Below are 18,128 nucleotides of genomic sequence, written 5' to 3'. Positions count from 1 at the left end.
CATCGCTCAAACGATTTATGTCGGGAGCATGAATATTTTGTAACGGCGGGTGTGCATCGGCCTCTACACAGCCTGGCCGTGAACCGTTATATCCACCGCAACGCACCCTGTTTCGAGGCTTTGCAGATGTCCTTCGACCGCACGATCAAGATCGCGCCCTCCATCCTGTCCGCTGATTTCGCCAATTTTGGCGCCGAATGCGAGGCGATCGAGGCACAGGGCGCGGATTGGGTGCATGTGGACGTGATGGATGGCCATTTCGTGCCCAACATCACCTTCGGCCCCACGACCTGCGCCGCGATCCGGCCCCACATCAAGGGGGTGATGGATGTTCACCTGATGATCGCGCCCGTAGATCCCTATATCGAGGCCTTCGCCAAAGCAGGCGCCGATGTCATCACCGCTCATATAGAGGCGGGTCCTCACATCCACCGCACCCTGCAGGCGATCCGCGCCACCGGTGCCAGGGCCGGTGTCGCCCTGAACCCAGGCACGCCGGCGAGTGCCATCGAGCCGCTGCTCGACATGATCGATCTTGTCTGCGTCATGACGGTCAACCCTGGCTTCGGTGGTCAAAGCTTCATCGCCAGCCAGATCGAGACCACCCGGAAAGTCCGCGACCTGATCGGTAATCGTCCCATCCATATCGAGATCGACGGCGGCGTGGACCCAAAAACCGCCCCTCTCGTCGCCCAGGCCGGCGCCGATGTCCTTGTCGCAGGCTCAGCCGTTTTTCGGGGCGGCTCGGTCTCCAGCCCGGACATTTACGGCCAGAACATCCGCGCAATCCGCGAGGCCGCCCAAGGCGTCTACGTCTGATATTGTACATCCTGCGGACAGAAGGCCGAAGCGCCCACAGACAACCCCGACAGGGCCAACAACCGTCTACCCTGATGATCAATAGTTCATCGGCGGCGAGACGACCCGGCAGGGGCCTGGGCCTCGACACAAATTAACCCAAGCTGATGCAGTGAGGTCCGATCAGGTCCAACAACCCCTAAGAGGACCGCTCGCCAAGACAATCACACACCTAAATCACGTCCTTCGCCGCCAAACGGCATTCTTCGCACGTTCAGGCACATTAACCCTGACATCCATTAACCTTAACGCGCGCACACCCACACCTAAAAGGCGCCTTGGAACATGACCGGACAGCCAGCTCAAACGTTCTCGATCCGCCCATCGGCGCACCCCAATCTCTCCACTTTCTCAAAATACCCCCGCCGGAGGCCTCGCGTTTTTCCTTCAGGAAAAACGCGATCCTTATCCCAGCTGATCCGCAAAATGCTCCAGCATCTTGTGTTTCAAGAGTTTTCCCGTAGGCGCTGCAGGCAGAACCGTCGCCAGCACGATCTGTGAGGGGCGTTTATATCCCGCCAGCCGCTCTGCGACGAAATCCTTCAATTCCGCAGCATCCAGATCGTCCCCCTCGGCGATCTGCACAAAGGCCATCACCTTTTCATCCCCGTCCACCATGCGGCCCACAACCGCCGACTGGATGACGCGCGGGTGATCGTTGAGCGCCGCTTCCACCTCCGGGGGATAAACGTTGAACCCGCCGTGAATGATCAGCTCCTTAGAGCGGCCCAGGATATGCAGATGCCCGCGTTCATCGATCCGCCCCAGATCCCCTGTCCGCAGCCAGCCCTCATCGTCCAGCACCGCCTCGGTCGCCTCCGGGTTCCGGAAGTACCCCTTCATGATATGCGGCCCGCGGGTCATCACTTCGCCCGCGCCCTCTCCGCCGCCTGGTACGGTCTGGTCGACCCGCACCTCCACGTCCAGCAGGGGCGGGCCGACAGAAATGTCCGGATCGCCCAGCGCGTTCATCGTGGCCGACACGCCCGCCGTCGTCTCCGTCATGCCATATCCGTTCTGGATCGCCACTCCGTAGAACGCTTCCGCTTTGCGCTTCCAGGTCGGATCAAGAGGCGCCGCTCCGGAGGAGACATAGCGCAGCGTCTCGCTGCCCAACCGGTCCAGACCTTGCTCTTTTGTGTATTGCATCAAAAGCGCGTGCATCTGCGGGACCGCCGACAGCAGCGTCACACCGTCTCTCAGCGCCTCGTAAAGTTTGGCCGCCGAAAACCGCGCCTCCAGGCGCAGGGGCGCGCCGCGATAGGTCGCCGCCCCGATCATCGAACAGAGACCAAAGACATGGGTCATCGGCAAGACGCCATAGATCAGGTCTTCGGTGACCATGTCCCGCAGGTTGGCCGACGTCCGTCCGCCAAAGCGCACATTGGAATGGGTCAGCATCACCCCTTTGGGCGCCCCCGTCGTCCCGGTGGTGTAAAGCATCACTGCAACGTCGTCTTCCTCGTCCGGGTCGCTTTTCTGCGCGGCCAGATGCATCGTCCCAAAGGCGCCTGTCACCTCTGCCGCGCCCATCCGTTCAGCATGGGCGGCCGCATCCGGCGACACAGCACTGGTCGCCACCACCGCCGCCGGCGTGGCATGGCGGATGATGCGCCCGATCTCCGCTTCGGTCTGGCGGGCATTGACCGGTACCGCACAAGCCTTTAGCCGCGAGCAGGCAAAAACCGTCGCCACCGCAGCGCCGCAATTCTCCGCCAGCAGCAACACCCTGTCACCGCGTCGCACGCCCGCTGCGCGCAGCACACCCGCCATGTCATCCGCCGCCGCACTCAAATCGGCAAAGGACCATTCCGTGCCCAGCGTATCGGTGAGCGCCAGCGCCGTGCCGCGTGTCTCTACCTGGTGATCGAGATACCCATGAAATCGCTCCATCCCCGCGCCCTCCCCTGCGCCGTAGCTTGAGCCCTAGTCTGCGACCGTCAGCCTCCGAAAGCAGGTTTGCGCTTTTCCAGAAACGCCGCAATGCCTTCGGCAGCCTCCGCCCCGCCCGCCGCATGAGCCATCCCGTCGCGTTCGGCATCAAGCTGAGCAGCCTGCGTGGCCTCATAGGCATCCGACACCAGCCCCCGGATCACCCTCTGCGCCTCTCTCGGGCCTTGCGCGACCGCGTCGGCCCATCGCTGGGCCGCGTCGAATGCCTGCCCCGGTGCAACGAGTTCGTTGACCACGCCCATGGCGGCCATCCGCTCGGCCGAAACAGGCCGTGCCAGCAGACACATCTCCATCGCCAAGGGCCTTGGAACCATGCGGGCCAGAGCAGAGGTCAGCCCGCCATCCGGCACCAGCCCGGCCTTGACATAGGACGCCACGAATTTCGCGCCCTCTGCCGCGACGATCAGATCGCAGGCCAGAGCCAGAGAGGCCCCGGCCCCCGCCGCGCCACCTTCGACAGCGGCGATTACCGGCACCGGGCAGGCCCGGATACCCCGGATCAGGTCGTGCAGATCGTCAATCTTGTCACGTCTTTCCGCCTCCGGCAGGTCCCGACGGGAGACCAGCACGTTGAGATCCCCGCCCGCGCAGAAAAATCCGCCTTCCGACGTCAGCAGCAGCGCGCGGACCCGGCCCTCTTCCGCCTTCGCCAGCGCCTCCATGAGCGCCGCATAAAGATCCGGGGACAGCGCGCCGCGCTTCTCGGCGTTCATGTTGACCACAACCAGCCGGTCGCCCTGATCCTCGATCCGTGCCAGCATCACTTGAACCTTTCTGCGGGAACTGCCTTGAACACGCCCGACGCGGTGGCAATCATCTGCCCCGCCTCGTCCTTCAATTCACCATGCACATAAGCGATCTTGCGCCCGCCGCCCGACGGATAGCCGATTGCCGTCACGCGTTGACCGACCTTGGCGGCGGCCACGAATTGGGTGGTCAGCGACACGGTCACGAGCGGCGTGAGCGCGGCACCGCCCAGCCGCATCGACGCGGTGAAGCCGCAGGCCGCGTCGAGCAGCATCGCGATCAGCCCGCCATGCAGCATCCCGTTGCGGTTGGTATGCCGGTCGGTGATGTCGAGCCACGCGCGGCCCAGCCGGTCGGGCTGGCCCACATCGACGACATACCCCACCAGCGCCTGTGCCCCGGATTGAGCGAGGATGACCCCCGCTTCAGGCGGCGCTGAGTTCAATGAACCGCTCCAGGTGGTAGTCGGTGTCGCCGAAACGATGGTCCGTCATCACGATCCGCTTGGCGATATGGGCAAGCTCGTATTCCTGCGTCATCGCGATCCCTCCATGCAGCTGGATCGCTTCTTCGGCCACGAGCCGCCCCGCCCGCCCGATCAGGTTACGGGCCGATGCGATCTGTTTGTCGCGCTGGTCGGTCTCCAGATATCCTGCCGCGTTGATCACGGCGGACCGCGCCTGCTCCATCTCTATGAGCAGATCCGCCATCCGGTGCTGGAGGGCCTGAAATGTGCCGATGGGACGCCCGAATTGCTTGCGGGTAAGCAGGTACTCACGGGTCAGCGCGGTCGCAGTTTCCATCGCACCGAGCGCTTCGGCGGCGAGGGCCACATTGGCGCGGGCAATCACCGCCTCGAGCGCCGACAGGGCCCGCCCTCCCGCGCCCAGACGGGCGCTTTCGGGCAGTTGGACGTCGTCAAGCATCACCTCGGCGGCGCGGCCTCCGGCCAGCATGGGATAACCGCGCAGGCTGACGCCTGCGGTTCCTGACGGGACCACGAAGAGCGAAAGGCCGCCCGCTTCGCGGGCGGAGACGATCAAGTGATCAGCAGCTTCGGCGTTCACAACGACGGCCTTGCGACCGTTCAGTACGATATCACTGCCATTTTGTACGATTTGGGTTTCTACCGCGTCGAGATCATAGCGGCTGCCCGGCTCGCTGTGGGCGAGTGCTAGGTGAAGGGCCCCGCCGATCAGCTCCTCCACCAGCTGTCGCTGGTCGTCGTCGCCAAGTTCGGTCAGAAGGCCACCGCAGATCAACGCCGTATCCAGAACCGGCTCTACCACTCCGGCGCGGCCCAGCTCTTCGAAGACCACGGCGATGTCAAAACCGGCACCGCCGAACCCGCCTTGGTCTTCGCTGAACAGAGCGCCTAGCACGCCCAGCTCTGCCAGCTCGCCCCAGATCTCGGCGCTCAGGCCAGCCTCACTGTCGATGATCGTGTTGCGCGTCTCGGTCGTGTAGCGGTCGCGCAGGAACCGCCGCAGCGTGTCTTGCAGCATCTGCCGCTCTTCGGTCAGGTCGAAATTCATGCCTTACCCTCCGGCGAGCATCGTCTTGGCGATGATCCCGCGCTGGATTTCGTTGGAACCGCCGAAGATCGACAGCTTGCGGTTGTTGAAATACTGCGCCGCGACGGGCCCCGCATAATCCGGCCCCACGGGCATGTTATCGCCCTCGACCGCCTCGGACGCGAACGGCATCGCGTAGGGCCCGGCCGCGCGGCGCGCGAGATCGTTGATCTCTTGCCGGATGATCGTGCCTTTGACCTTCAGCATCGACGCCTCGACCCCCGGCGCCTGGCCCACGGCGGCCTTGGAAATGATGCGCAGATTGGTCGTGGACATCGCCATCAGGTCAATCTCCACCTGTGCGACACGTGCCGCGAAATGCGGGTTCTCAATCAGTGGCTTGCCCTTGTGCTTTTCCGCCTTCGCCATGCGCTTGACCGCGTTCAGACCCGCCTGTGAGAAGCCTACGCCGGCGATGTTCGTCCGCTCATGGGTCAGCAGGTACTTGGCGTAGGTCCAGCCCTTGTTCTCCTCTCCGACGAGGTTTTCAACCGGCACTTTCACATCCGTGAACCAGACCTCGTTCACCTCATGCGTGCCATCGAGCAGGATGATCGGGCGCACTTCGATACCCGGCGTGTTCATGTCGATCAGAAGGAAACTGATCCCCTCCTGCTGCTTGGCCTCGGGATCGGTGCGCACGAGGCAGAAGATCCAGTTGGCGTACTGGCCCAGCGTCGTCCAGGTCTTTTGCCCGTTCACGATGTAGTGGTCGCCGTCCCGGACCGCCTTGGTCTTGAGCGAGGCCAGGTCCGACCCCGCGCCGGGCTCGGAATAGCCCTGGCACCACCAGTCTTCCCCGCTAAGGATGCGCGGAAGATAGTGATCCTGTTGCTCTTTGGAGCCGAATTTCTGCAATACAGGCGCCAGCATCGACAGGCCGAAGGGCACGATGCGCGGCGCATAAGCCGCGGCACATTCCTCCTCGAAGATGTGCCGCTGTACGGCATTCCATTCCGCCCCGCCGAATTCCTTGGGCCAGTTCGGGGCGAGCCATCCCTGTTCGTTCAGGATCGCGTGCCAGCGATCGTGGCCCTCCTTGCCCAGCTCACCACCCGCGCGGATCACATCCGACATCTCCTTGGGCAGTTTGGCGTCCAGAAAGGCGCGTACTTCATCGCGAAACGCGATCTCTTCGGGGGAGTAACTCAGGTCCATTCTCGGTCCTCCGTCAATAGATTTCCATGGTGCGGGTCCGACCGCATCGCTGCCCAAAAGGATATCGCGCAGCCCCGACGCGGCCAGCCATCCGCGACACTTTTGCCCGCATCGGCAGGCCGACCCAGATCAGCCCGCCGCCTTGTTCAGATCGTCAAATGTCCGACCCTCGGCCACCAACTCTTCCAGCAGCGGAGCGGGCTGCCAGAAATGCGGATCCTCCTCGGCATAGCGCTTGATGTCGGCCAGCAAACCGTCAAGCCCCTGGATATCGGCCCATTTGAGCGGCCCGCCGTAATAGCGTGGAAAGCCATAACCAAAGAGCAGCGTCATATCCACGTCCAGCGGACGACGTGCGATGCCCTCGCCGACGACCTTGGCGGATTCGTTCACCATTGCGGCCATGTAGCGGCGTACGATCTCTTCGTCGGTGAAGTCTTTTGGCGTGATGCCTTGCTCTTTGCGCTCCGCCTCGATCAGCGGCATCACCTCCGGGTTTGGCACCCGCGCCTTGGCACCGGCGGAATAGTCGTAATAGCCTTTGCCGGTCTTTTGCCCGAAGTGGCCGGCCTCGCACAGCTTGTCCGCGTAAGAGCTGTCGCGCGCATTTGGATCCAGCCCCTCGGCCCGCTTGCGCTTGCGCACCGCCCAGCCGATGTCAAGCCCGGCCAGATCGGCCACCGCAAAGGGGCCCATGGCAAAGCCGAACGCTTCCAGCGCCTTGTCGATCTGATAGGGAGAGGCCCCGTCGAGGATCATATGATCCGCCGCCGTCCGGTAGGTCGCCAGGATGCGGTTACCGATGAAGCCGTCGCAGACACCCGCGCGCACGCTGATCTTGCCCATCCGCTTGCCCAGCGCAAAACCGGTGGCCACCACATCGATAGCGGTCTTGTCGGCCACCACGATCTCCAGCAGCTTCATGACGTGGGCGGGCGAGAAGTAGTGCAGCCCGATCACATCCTCGGGCCTTTTCGTCACCGCCGCGATCTCATCCACGTTCAGATACGAGGTGTTCGTCGCCAGAACCGCACCGGGCTTGCAGACCGAGTCCAGCTTGCGGAAGACGTCCTTCTTGACATCCATCTCCTCGAATACGGCCTCGATCACCAGGTCGACATCCTTGAGTCCCTCGTAATCGGTGGTCAGCGTCAGCGCCTTCTGGGTGATCTCCTCGAACTGCGCCTGGCTGATCTTGCCGCGCTTGAGCGCGCCGCCCAGATTGCCCTCGATCCGGCCCCGCGCAGCCTCCGCCGCCTCCGGTGACATCTCCAGCATCGTGACCGACAGTCCCGCGAGCAAGGCAGAGGTTGCGATCCCCGCGCCCATCGTGCCGCCACCGATCACGCCGATCTGGCTCACGGGGCGCGGCTCCACGCCTTTCAGTTCCGGCAGCTTGCTCACCGCGCGTTCGGAGAAGAAGGCGTGGATCAACCCCTGCCGCTGATCGGTGTTCATCAGTTCCATGAACAGCTCGCGCTCGCGCTTCATGCCCTCCTTGAACGGCAATTCCGCTGCCGCCTGCACACCGCGCAACGCCACGGCGGGTGACAGCTGGCCCCGGCCCTTCTGCAACACGGCCTCGTAGGCCGCGTCAAAGTCGATACCCGGGGGAGATGGCATCTCGCTCACCGCGCGTCGCTCCGCGCCTTTCTCAAGCAATTCCTTCGTGTAGGCCAACCCGATCTCACGCGGGTCGCCATCTTCAACGCGGTCCAGAATGCCCAGCTCCAGCGCCTCTTTGGCGCCTACCTGACGGCCCGTTGTAATCACGTCGATGGATTTCTCCGACCCGATCAGACGCGGCAGACGCTGCGTGCCGCCCGCACCCGGCATGATGCCGATCAGAACCTCCGGCAGGCCGACGCGCGCCTTGGGCACCGCGATCCGGTAGTGCGACGACAGCGCCACTTCCAACCCGCCGCCCAGTGCGGTGCCATGCATCGACGACACCACGATCAGCGGCGACGCTTCGATCCGGTCGCACACGTCCGGCAGGGCGGGGCCTTTCGGTGGCTTTCCGAATTCACGAATATCGGCGCCTGCAAAGTAGGTGGCGCCTTCGCCGTAGATCATAACCGCCTTGGCGCCGTCCATCTCCGCGCGCTCGATGCCCTCCATCAGGCCCGTGCGCACCGGCTCGCCCAGCGCGTTTACCGGCGGGTTCTGGGCCGCCAGAACCGCAATGTCACCCACCAGTTCGTATGCAATCGCGTCGCTCATTCACCCCTCCCCAAGGTCTTTGCTCCGCCTGCGCCAATTCCGGCCTGCGGAACACGTTTTCGCGTCTCACGGGCAAGCTAGGGTCCGAGTTGACCCAAGATCAAGCGCCTTTTTCCGGACGTCGCGTCGGGAGCGTCACAAGATAATTCTTGACTGATCGACCAGTCAGTTCCGATGCTGCAGCTATGGGAGAGCCTCAACGCACAGATTCGCCCCCCAAGGCGCGTGACCGGATCCTGGACGCGGCAGAGGAAGCCTTTGCCGAAGACGGATTCTCCGGCGCCAGCATGAAGGCCATCGCCGTGCGGGCCGGTGTCGCTCAGGGGCTGCTGCATTATCATTTCGACGGCAAGGAAGGGCTTTATGCAGCAGTGATCGAACGCCGCTCCGGCATCATCAACACCGAACGCCTCTCACGGCTCGACGCGGTGAACCTCACCGCCAAGGACGCCGTGCAGCAGATCATGACCGCTCTCCTCGCCCCGCCCCTCGGACCCGCTGGCGGCGGTCGCGCCTACGCCCGCATCTTCGCAGGCCTCGCCGTGGGCGAAAGCCGGGATGCCGCTTTGGTCGAGGCGCATTACGACCCGACCGCCAAACGCTTCATCACCGCCCTGCAAGCCGCCTGCCCGCAGGCGTCGGCCAGTGCCATCAGCTGGGGCTACAACCTCGCCATCGGCGCCCTCGTCGCCACCGTCGCCCGCAATGGCCGGCCCGAGCGCCTGATCGGCGCCGAAGACAGCCCGCAAGGGCTGGATGAGGTCATCGCTCATCTCGTCACCTACGCAACGGGCGGTCTCAACGCCCTGATCGACGCGGAGCCATAACCGCGCAACACGTTTACCTTTGGGAGGAGGAAACATATGAAACTCAAGACACTGGCCCTCGCGGCCTCCATCACCGCGATCCCCGCCGCCGGCATCACCGAAAGCTATTCGGCCACCATCGCCGCCGGTCACCCCCCGGTCTTCCGCTGGATCCGCATGATTTCCGAGGTGTTCGTGCCCACCGTGACCGCAGAAATGGAGGCGTCCGGCAGCTCCATCACCTTCTCCGAACAATATGGCGGATCGCTCGCCAAAGTGGGCGAAGAGCTGGAAGCCGTCGAAGCGGGCCTCGCCGAAATCGGCACCTGCCAGTCCCTCTTCGATCCCGCCAAACTCGCTGTGCAGAACGTCACCTATTACACGCCCTTCGTCAGCCCCGACCTGCGCAAGGTCGCCACCGTGATCGACGACATGCACGCCAACCTACCCGCCATGACCGAAGCCTACGGCGAGAACGGCGTCACCTATATCGGCGCACCCATCGTGATCGACGACTACCTGCTGATGACGAATTTCCCCGTCACGTCGCTCGCCGATCTCGACGGTCGCAAGATTGCCGCCCCGGGTGCTGCCATCAACTGGCTTTCAGGCACCGGCGCCGTGGGTGTCTCCGGCAACCTGACCACCTATTATAACGAGTTGAAAACCGGCGTTTATGACGGCGTGATCGTCTTTGCCTCCGCCGCCCTGCCCGGCAAGCTCTTCGAGGTCGCGCCCTACATCACCCGCGCGGGTCTGGGTGCGCAATATGCTGGCTCCCTCTGCGCCAATGCCGACTGGTATGCCGGTCTGACCGATGATGCGCGCGCCGCTCTCCATGCTGGCGCCGATGCCGCCCAGGTCTGGTATGTCGACCAACTCGAAGCCGCCGTCACCGCGTCTTTCACCGCGATGGAGGAGGCCGGCGCCACCATCACCGACGCGCCCACGGACATGCGTGAGGCCTGGGCCACCGGTATGGACAACGCCGCCCGGGAGTGGGCCAGCCAACTCGACGGCCAGGGCAAACCCGCGACCGAAGTGCTCAGCACCTACATGAGCGCCATGCGCGACGCCGGTGCCACGCCCCTGCGCAACTGGGACAGCGAGTAAGCCCTTGTCCACCCAAACCCAGCAGCGGGACCCCCTCCCGCTGCGTCTTCTCGACGGGATCACCCAGGGCCTCAATGTCCTCGGCTCCACCCTGATCCTGATACTCATGGTCCTCGTCGGCGTCGATGTGGCAGGCCGCAATCTATTCGGCGCGCCTGTCAGCGGCGTGCCCGAACTCGTCACCCTCTCCATCGTTGCCATCGTCTTTCTGCAAATCCCCGCCGCCCTGCGCGCCGGCCGCATGACCCAATCCGACGCCCTCCTCGGCTGGCTTACCCGCACCGCCCCCCGCGCGGGCAAGGGCCTCGCCACCCTCTTCGACCTCGCCGGCATCGCCGTCGTCTGGGTGATCCTCCAGACCACCTGGCCCATCTTCACCCGCGCGTGGGAGCGGGGCGAATTCATCGGCGCCCTGGGCGATTTCACCGCCCCCGTCTGGCCCGTCAAACTCACGCTTCTGGTCGGCGGTTCCGTCCTCATCCTCCAATTCGCCGCCCGGATCTGGAGGCGCTACGCATGACGCCCTTTGACATCGGCCTCCTGTCGCTGGCCGCAATGGGCCTTGCCGTGATGGCCGGCATGTTCGTTCCCATCGCCCTGATGGTCTGCTCCTTCGTCGGTGTCTGGGCCATGAAAGGCTCGCCCGTTCTGGCTTCCAAGCTCCTTGGCCTCGCCGCCAACGACGCGATCTCAAGCTATTTCTTCGGCGTCGTGCCCCTCTTCGTCCTGATGGGCTTCGTCGTCTCCGAAGCAGGCTTTGGCCGCGACGCCTTCGACGTCGCCAACGCGATGTTCCGGCGCCTCAAGGGGGGCCTCGGCGTCGGCACCGTAGGTGCCAACGCCATCTTCGCCGCCATCACCGGTATCTCCATCGCCTCCGCCGCCGTCTTCACCAAGATCGCCGTGCCGCAGATGATCCGCCACGGCTATGCGCCCCGCTTCGCCGTGGGCGTGGTCGCCGGGTCCTCCGTCCTCGGCATGATGATCCCGCCCTCGCTCCTTCTCATCCTCTTCGGCATCCTCGCCGAGCAAAGCATCGGCGACCTCTTCCTCGCAGGCATCGGTCCGGGCCTTCTGCTCGCCCTCTTCTTCTCGCTCGGCATCGTCATTATGGCCGTCCTCACACCCCGCTTCGTCGGAGAGCCCAACGACGAAGCCGCCGAGCGCTATTCCGGCCCAGAACTCGCCGCCAAGGGCCTGCCCATAGCAGGTCTGATCGTGCTGGTTCTGGGCGGCATCTACGCTGGCATCTTCACACCCGTCGAGGCCGGTGCCATGGGCGCCATCGGCGCGCTGTTCCTCGGCTTTGCAATGGGCCGCCTGACGCTCAAATCCCTCTGGACCGTGCTGTTGGAAACCGGCCTCGTCACCGCCACCGTCTGCTTCCTGATCATCGCCGCCCAGATGTATTCGCGGATGCTGGCGCTGTCGGGCGTGCCCGCTGGCCTCGGCACACTTGCCACCGACGCCCAGCTTGGCTTCTGGGGCCTGATGATCCTCTACTGTGCCATCGTGATCCTTCTGGGCATGATACTCGACAGCTCCTCCATCATGCTGATCCTCGTGCCCCTGATGCTGCCCGTCGTGATCCCGATGCAGATCGACCTTGTCTGGTTCGGCATCGTCACCGTGCTTGCGGTGGAAATCGGCCTCCTCACGCCGCCCTTCGGCATCTCCGTCTACGTGATCAAGGCCACGCTCGATGACCCCTCGATCACGCTGGGCGACATCTTCCGGGGCGCGGCACCCTTCGCACTCATCATGCTCGTGGTCCTTGCCCTCGTCCTCGCCTTCCCCGTCATCGCCACCGGGCTCATCCCCGGCCGCTAGAGAAAGGAGCCTTCATGCCCCGCCGTTACATCGACCTCTCCGTGCCTCTGGAGACCGGCATCGCCTCCGACCCGCCGCAAATGCTGCCGCAGATCGAATACATGGATCATCAGCAGACTGCCGATCAAGTGATGATGTTCTTCCCCGGCCTTGAGCAAAAGGACCTGCCGGGTGGCGAGGGCTGGGCAGTCGAACGGCTCGAAATCGCCTCCCACAACGGCACCCATGTCGACGCGCCCTATCATTATCACTCCACCATGGATGGCGGAGAGCGCGCGATCACCATCGACGAGGTGCCGCTGGAATGGTGCTTTGGCCCCGGCGTCAAATTCGACTTCCGCGACAAGCCCGATGGCCATGTGGTCAGCGCTGCCGAGATCGAGGCCGAACTGGCGCGGATCGGCCATGATCTGCACCCGCTCGACATCGTGCTGGTGAACACGGCCGCAGGCGACCACTATGGCAAGGACGATTACCTGCTCAAAGGCTGCGGCATGGGGCGGGAGGCGACGAACTACCTGACCTCCAAAGGCGTGCGCATGGTGGGCACCGACGCGTGGAGTTGGGACGCGCCTTTCACCTTCACCGCGCAGGAATATGCCCGCACCGGCGATGCGAGCATCATCTGGGAGGGGCACCGTGCCGGCATGGACCAGGGTTATTGCCAGATCGAGAAGATGACCAATCTCGACCTGCTGCCGCCCACAGGTTTCACCGTCTCGGCCTTCCCGTTCAAGATCAAGGCCGCTTCGGCGGGCTTCACCCGCGCCGTGGCGATATTCGAGGAGGAGACCTGATGCGACTGGGAACCGTCTGTTTCGAAGGGCGCGAACATGTGGTGGCCGATCTGGGAGAGGACCGCATGCTCGACCTGCATCTGGCCGCCGAACATGCCGGCGCGAACGAGGGATATTTCCTCGACATGCTGTCCGTCATCTATGGCGGTGACGAGGCGTTGGCCGTCGCCCAAAGTCTCATTGACGATGCCAGTGATCGCGCGATCCTGATGCGCGAGGAGGTGACCTTCCGCCCGCCCATCCTGCCTGTGCAGTACCGCGATTGCCTCGTCTTCGAAGAGCACCTCAAAAACAGCTTCGCCGCAGCGGAAAAAATGACCGGGCGCGCCTTCGAGATCCCGCCTGTCTGGTATCAGCAGCCGGTCTATTACAAGGGCAACCGCATGTCCTTCGTGGGCCATGAAGAGGATGTGATCTGGCCCTCATACGCGCAATTCCTCGACATTGAGCTGGAGTTGGCCATCATCATCGGGAAAAAGGGCAAGGACATCTCCCAGGCCGAAGCGCCCGCTTATATCTGGGGCTATTCGATCCTCAACGACGTCTCCGCCCGCGACGCGCAGATGGTCGAGATGGGCGGACAACTGGGACCCGCCAAGGGCAAGGATTTCGACACCGGAAACGTGCTTGGCCCCTGGATCGTAACGGCGGACGAAGTGCCCCATCCGGCGGCTCTGGAGATGGAGGCGCATGTGAACGGCGACCGCTGGGGCGGCGGCAATTCCAGCCAGATGCATCACAGCTTTGCCCGCATCATCGAACACATCTCCGCCTCCGAGACGCTCTATCCGGGTGAGGTTATCGGCTCCGGCACGGTGGGCACCGGCTGTGGTCTGGAGATCGGAAAAGCGCTCAGTCCTGGTGACCGCTTCGAGCTAAGCATCGAGAAGATCGGCACACTCTCTAACCGCATCGTGAAAGGGTGAGCGCCATGGCGATGTCACAGGACGAGATGCCCCAGACCGCGCAGGTCCAGTTCAATTGCACCGGATCAGCTGTCGGCAAAATGCGCAATGAGTTGGCAGTTGAGATGGTCCGCCCGTTCAAAGAAAGTTTTCATCTAGCCAGCGACGAGGGCGCATTCCACGGCGGTGAGGCCTCAGCCCCGCCGCCGCTTGCCCTGTTCGTCGCGGGGCTGACCGGCTGCCTGATGACCCAAATCCGCGCCTTTGCAAAGCGCCTCGACGTAAGGATCGACGATTTGAAGGTCGAGACGCGCGTGGTGTGGGATTGGCAGAAAGCGGGGCGTGTCTATGAGACCGCGCCTCACTCTTTTGAAATCGACGTGCTGCTGGACAGCCCGGACCCGTTGGAAAAGGCCACTGAGTTGATACGAGCCGCACAGAAAGGATGCTTTCTGGAACAGACACTTGGGCAGGCCAATACGATCCGACATCGCCTCAAGCATGACGGCAGGTACGTCGAAATCTGATCCTGCACCGCGCCTCTTGAAACGGCAGGATTGCCTCCGGCGGGGGTATTTGAAGAAAGTGGAGAAACGGGTTCGGCGTAGAAGCGGGCAACGGGCATACCTTCCACTGTTCTATTCAGCGACAGCGCGTTAACCCTAATAGTCATTAACCTTAACGCGGACCTGGGCGCATCAAAGATTTTAAGTACCGGTGTCTCCACTTTCTTCAAATACCCCCGCCGGAGGCAATTCCGCCGCCTGCAAAAGGACCCGTCTTTAGTATGGGATAACTCCTTCAGCCAGCCAGCTGTCGAAAACAGACAGTGCCAAATCCGTGAATGCTGGATCGTTGATGTGCGCGTCAAGCCTATGCAGTCTCACGTTCTGCGGACAATCCGCTTCGATCTCGCTGCAAAACGCCTCCAGACCCTCTGCGTCATGCAGATCGGCACCTTCGCGATCCCATTCGTTGCAACCATAGCGCGGCAGGATCAAGGCGACAGGGGCTTGTGCGAGGGCGAGCTTGTTGCAGATCGTGCGCGCGACCTCCCGCCGCTCCTCCGCTGTCAAAAGCGCTGAGGAGAGCAGCCGATTATGTGCATGAACCGGGCGGTCCCGGAGCGAAGGGGCGATTGGCTGCCAGCCCACGAAATCGACCAGATCGTAACAACCCGGGGCAATGATCTGGGGGATCCCGGCCTTGCCCGCGTGCGTCATCCGGTCAGCCCCAGCGCTCAGGCCACCGAAGAGATGATTGCCGACCTCCTGTGGTGCGAAATCCATGACCGCCGCAAAGGCGCTTTCCGCAGCCAAACTTTCGAACGCGCGACCGCCCATGCCGGTCGCGTGAAAGACCGCGACATCAAAGCCGCGCGCCTCGAGGGCGGGTTTCAGATCCACCATGTATCGCAAGACCGTCTTGCCAAAGCTCGTCATTCCGATCAGCGGGCGATCGCTGCGCGGCTTTTCCACTGCCCGCGCGGCGCCCAGCACCGCGCCGGCTGCCTGGCTGAGCGAGGATTTGCAGACAGCGTTCAGCCCATAAAGCCCGCCCGCCCAAAGGATCATCTGGATATCTGCCACGATCCGGTCCGGCGGCAGAAGCGGAGAGAAGGCAACTGTGGAGACCACATATTTCGGCACGCCCAAGGGGAGTGCGGCGCAGAGATCGAGGGCGAGGTCGGTGCCCATCGTGCCGCCCAAAGCCAGAACGCCGTCGATCTCTCCGGCACGGTAGAGAGCCAGAGCCTTGCTTGCAGCACCTTGCGCCATGATCTGCATGGCGGCATTCTCATCCGCCGCCTGCGCGGCGCCTTCGAGGCTGTGTCCACCCGCACGCGCCACATCGCGCCGGGAGATCTCAACCGTGTCGGGGGGATCGCCCAGCACGCCCACATCCATTCGCATCACCCCGCCCCCTTGGGTGCGGATCACCTCGGCCAGATAGCTCAGTTCATCCTTCTTGGTGTCGTAGGTCCCCACCAGGAGGATCGTCTTGTCGCTCATTTCGCCCTCCGGGCATGTCGTGCGCGCACGGTCTTGAGACGCGCCTTTTCGAGAGCACCCATACGGCGGGCCATCAGGCCACCGAACCGACCGGGGCGATGGCGCAGTTGCTCCTCTGCGCCTTTCAGATCACGCGCCTCTGACCAGACCCGCCGCGCGTGAAGGCCCAGCACCAGAAGGATTAGGCAGAAGAGGATGAAGGCTACCGGGCGGTCGATGAAATCGAAAGGCTCTCTCACCCGGGCCATGCCTGCACGCAGCTTCACCTCCATGATCCCGCCCAGCACCATGCCCAGGATGATCGGCACAATGGGCAGGGACAGGCGCTTGAGCACATAGCCGAAGATGCCGAAACCTGCCGCGATCAGGCAATCCGTCGCCGAATTGCGCAGTGAATAAACGCCGACGAAGCTGAGCGTCAGGATGCAAACACCCAGAAACCGATTGGGGATCTTGACCACCTGCACCAACGGCCTTGTTGCTATCAGAAGAAACGCCAGAACCAGAACGTTCAGGATCAGCAGCGCAAGATAAAGCGCCACGATGAAATCCATATCATTCTGAAACAGCCCGGGGCCAGGAACGACATTGTGCACGTAAAACACGCTGAGCATCATTGCGGTCAGCGCCTCTCCCGGAATGCCGAGCGCGAGAAGGGGCACCATGGCCGCCGCCGGGACCGCGTTATTTGCCGTCTCCGCGGCGATCAGCCCTTCGGAGGACCCGTGGCCGAAATCCTCCGGCCGCTTGGAGCTGCGCTGCGCGTAGGTATAGGACATGAATTGCGCGGTGAACTCGCCCACGCCGGGGATCATCCCCATCACCACGCCGAAGCTTGCCGACACACCGGCCACACGCGGGTGCCGCGCAAGCTCCCGCAGTCCCTGGAAAAGCCCGCCGCGCAGACGGGTGGTGCGGACGGTTTCATCAACTGAGGTCAGAAGGATAAATGCCTGGCTGAGCGCGAAAAGGCCCAGGACGACCACGATCAGGTCGATACCCCCTGACAGGAACGGCTGCTCGAACGTGTAGCGCTGGGAATACTTTACCGGCTCAAGTCCGATCGTCTGGATGAAGATGCCAAGCCCTGCGAGGGCACCCGCGATCAGGGTCTGACCGCGATGGGCGACCACCACCAGAACGATCCCCAGCAGCGCGGCCAGAAAGATCTCACGCGAACCAAACAGCGGCGCGATGCGGGCCAGCACCGGGGCGAAGAGGATCAGGCAGATGACCGAAAAAACACCACCGAAAAAGGAGGCTGAGTAAGCCAGCGACAAAGCTCGACGCGGCTCTCCCCGCGCGGTCATGGGATAACCGTCATAGGTGGTCAGCGCGTTGACCGCCGTGCCGGGCGTATTGATCAGGATTGCCGGGATCGCACCGCCATACATCGAACTGCCGTAGATGCCCAAAAGCACGGTCAGGCCCACGATGGGATCCATCGAAAACGTAGCGGGCAAAAGGATCGCGATGGCCACCGCCGGACCAACGCCCGGGATCGCACCGATGAGAACGCCACCGACCGAGCCTACGAGGAGCGCCAGCACAACGTCCCAACGGGCAAGGATGGAGAGACTTTCGGCCAGAAGCTCCATCAGAAATTCAGAATGAAGAAGCTGCGCACCGCGCCGGGCAGGTAGTCATAGACCAGGCCCCCGGGGATCCGCACCGACAGAACGGACTTGAAGAGCACCACAACGGCAAAGGCAAAGGCCAAGCTGATCGCTAGAATGGCCCGGCTGCGATAGCCCATCCGCCATGCAAGTGCAGGCACGAAGATCAAGGTCATCGGCAGATATCCCAGAATGGGAACCAAAAGCACATAGGCCATGAACCACCCGGCGAACTCCAGCGCCTGCGCCCAGCGCCAGGTCTCTGCCCGGTCATCCCGGCTGACCCGGCGCCACGGCAGACGCCACAGATGCAGCCCGCCCATGACCACCATCATGATCAGACCCACCGCCGGCCAGAAGCGGGGCTGGGCGGCGAGTTGCGTTCCGTTGACCCAGCGTGTCTGCTCTCCGATCTGAGCCAGCAGGATTACTGAGATCAGCAGAAAGCCCAGCGCGAACAGGAGCTGTCCGCGCCTTGGGCCCACAAATCGACGTTCGCGCTCGGTCGTCATGCACCGGTCCCGGCAGCGGGGGCC

At 63.3% G+C, this 18,128-nt stretch carries 17 protein-coding genes; 8 read left to right on the top strand and 9 right to left on the bottom strand.

Features of this window, described 5'->3' with window-relative positions; translation table 11 throughout:
• Positions 1 to 126 precede the first annotated feature (126 nt).
• Positions 127 to 819, top strand: coding sequence for a ribulose-phosphate 3-epimerase (gene rpe / locus CFI11_RS05355; RefSeq protein WP_130409933.1), 693 nt, complete (start codon positions 127 to 129; stop codon positions 817 to 819).
• A gap of 444 nt (positions 820 to 1,263) precedes the next feature.
• Here the strand turns inward: rpe and CFI11_RS05350 are convergent, their stop codons facing one another.
• The 6 genes from CFI11_RS05350 to CFI11_RS05325 form a co-directional block, all read right to left on the bottom strand.
• Positions 1,264 to 2,751 carry a class I adenylate-forming enzyme family protein gene (locus CFI11_RS05350; protein WP_130403793.1) on the bottom strand — a complete coding sequence of 496 codons (1,488 nt, stop codon included), beginning with the start codon at positions 2,749 to 2,751 and terminating at the stop codon, positions 1,264 to 1,266.
• 47 nt (positions 2,752 to 2,798) lie between these two features.
• Positions 2,799 to 3,572: an oxepin-CoA hydrolase, alternative type gene (locus CFI11_RS05345; protein WP_130403791.1), complete on the bottom strand. Its 774-nt coding sequence runs from the start codon at positions 3,570 to 3,572 to the stop codon at positions 2,799 to 2,801.
• Positions 3,572 to 4,003, bottom strand: coding sequence for a PaaI family thioesterase (locus CFI11_RS05340; RefSeq protein ID WP_130403789.1), 432 nt, complete (start codon positions 4,001 to 4,003; stop codon positions 3,572 to 3,574). Before CFI11_RS05340 ends, CFI11_RS05345 begins: the two co-directional genes overlap by 1 nt.
• Complete coding sequence (locus CFI11_RS05335; RefSeq protein WP_130403787.1) at positions 3,984 to 5,093, bottom strand: acyl-CoA dehydrogenase family protein; 1,110 nt, start codon at positions 5,091 to 5,093, stop codon at positions 3,984 to 3,986. The genes CFI11_RS05340 and CFI11_RS05335 overlap by 20 nt, the downstream gene beginning before the upstream one ends.
• A 3-nt stretch (positions 5,094 to 5,096) precedes the next feature.
• Positions 5,097 to 6,290, bottom strand: a complete 1,194-nt coding sequence (locus CFI11_RS05330; protein ID WP_130403785.1) for an acyl-CoA dehydrogenase family protein — start codon at positions 6,288 to 6,290, stop codon at positions 5,097 to 5,099.
• A gap of 129 nt (positions 6,291 to 6,419) precedes the next feature.
• Positions 6,420 to 8,513 (bottom strand): 3-hydroxyacyl-CoA dehydrogenase NAD-binding domain-containing protein, encoded by a 2,094-nt coding sequence (locus CFI11_RS05325; RefSeq protein WP_130403783.1) that lies wholly within the window; start codon positions 8,511 to 8,513, stop codon positions 6,420 to 6,422.
• Positions 8,514 to 8,698: 185 nt separating this feature from the next.
• On the opposite strand from CFI11_RS05325, the gene CFI11_RS05320 reads away from it, so the two are divergent.
• From CFI11_RS05320 to CFI11_RS05290, 7 genes are read left to right on the top strand one after another with little or no spacing between them, the layout of a single operon-like run.
• On the top strand, positions 8,699 to 9,340 hold the full coding sequence (locus CFI11_RS05320) for a TetR/AcrR family transcriptional regulator (RefSeq protein WP_130403781.1): 642 nt from the start codon (positions 8,699 to 8,701) through the stop codon (positions 9,338 to 9,340).
• A gap of 36 nt (positions 9,341 to 9,376) precedes the next feature.
• Positions 9,377 to 10,432, top strand: a complete 1,056-nt coding sequence (locus CFI11_RS05315; protein ID WP_130403779.1) for a C4-dicarboxylate TRAP transporter substrate-binding protein — start codon at positions 9,377 to 9,379, stop codon at positions 10,430 to 10,432.
• Positions 10,433 to 10,436: 4 nt separating this feature from the next.
• Positions 10,437 to 10,952, top strand: coding sequence for a TRAP transporter small permease subunit (locus CFI11_RS05310; protein ID WP_130403777.1), 516 nt, complete (start codon positions 10,437 to 10,439; stop codon positions 10,950 to 10,952).
• A complete protein-coding gene (locus CFI11_RS05305; RefSeq protein ID WP_130403775.1) occupies positions 10,949 to 12,262 on the top strand; it encodes a TRAP transporter large permease in 1,314 nt (437 codons plus the stop codon). The genes CFI11_RS05310 and CFI11_RS05305 overlap by 4 nt, the downstream gene beginning before the upstream one ends.
• 14 nt (positions 12,263 to 12,276) lie before the next feature.
• Complete coding sequence (locus tag CFI11_RS05300; protein ID WP_130403773.1) at positions 12,277 to 13,059, top strand: cyclase family protein; 783 nt, start codon at positions 12,277 to 12,279, stop codon at positions 13,057 to 13,059.
• Positions 13,059 to 13,985, top strand: a complete 927-nt coding sequence (locus tag CFI11_RS05295; RefSeq protein WP_130403771.1) for a fumarylacetoacetate hydrolase family protein — start codon at positions 13,059 to 13,061, stop codon at positions 13,983 to 13,985. Before CFI11_RS05300 ends, CFI11_RS05295 begins: the two co-directional genes overlap by 1 nt.
• A 5-nt stretch (positions 13,986 to 13,990) precedes the next feature.
• Positions 13,991 to 14,491, top strand: a complete 501-nt coding sequence (locus CFI11_RS05290) for an OsmC family protein (protein ID WP_130403769.1) — start codon at positions 13,991 to 13,993, stop codon at positions 14,489 to 14,491.
• 255 nt (positions 14,492 to 14,746) lie between these two features.
• Here CFI11_RS05290 and CFI11_RS05285 read toward each other — a convergent pair whose 3' ends face one another.
• From CFI11_RS05285 to CFI11_RS05275, 3 genes are read right to left on the bottom strand one after another with little or no spacing between them, the layout of a single operon-like run.
• Positions 14,747 to 15,976, bottom strand: coding sequence for a Tm-1-like ATP-binding domain-containing protein (locus CFI11_RS05285; RefSeq protein WP_130403767.1), 1,230 nt, complete (start codon positions 15,974 to 15,976; stop codon positions 14,747 to 14,749).
• A complete protein-coding gene (locus CFI11_RS05280; protein ID WP_130403765.1) occupies positions 15,973 to 17,574 on the bottom strand; it encodes a tripartite tricarboxylate transporter permease in 1,602 nt (533 codons plus the stop codon). The genes CFI11_RS05285 and CFI11_RS05280 overlap by 4 nt, the downstream gene beginning before the upstream one ends.
• Positions 17,574 to 18,104 (bottom strand): tripartite tricarboxylate transporter TctB family protein, encoded by a 531-nt coding sequence (locus tag CFI11_RS05275; RefSeq protein ID WP_130403763.1) that lies wholly within the window; start codon positions 18,102 to 18,104, stop codon positions 17,574 to 17,576. The genes CFI11_RS05280 and CFI11_RS05275 overlap by 1 nt, the downstream gene beginning before the upstream one ends.
• Positions 18,105 to 18,128: the final 24 nt, after the last annotated feature.

The organism is Thalassococcus sp. S3 (assembly GCF_004216475.1).
Lineage (GTDB): Bacteria > Pseudomonadota > Alphaproteobacteria > Rhodobacterales > Rhodobacteraceae.
Note: the sequence above shows the minus strand (reverse complement) of the source record. Positions and strands in the feature narration are given on the sequence as shown.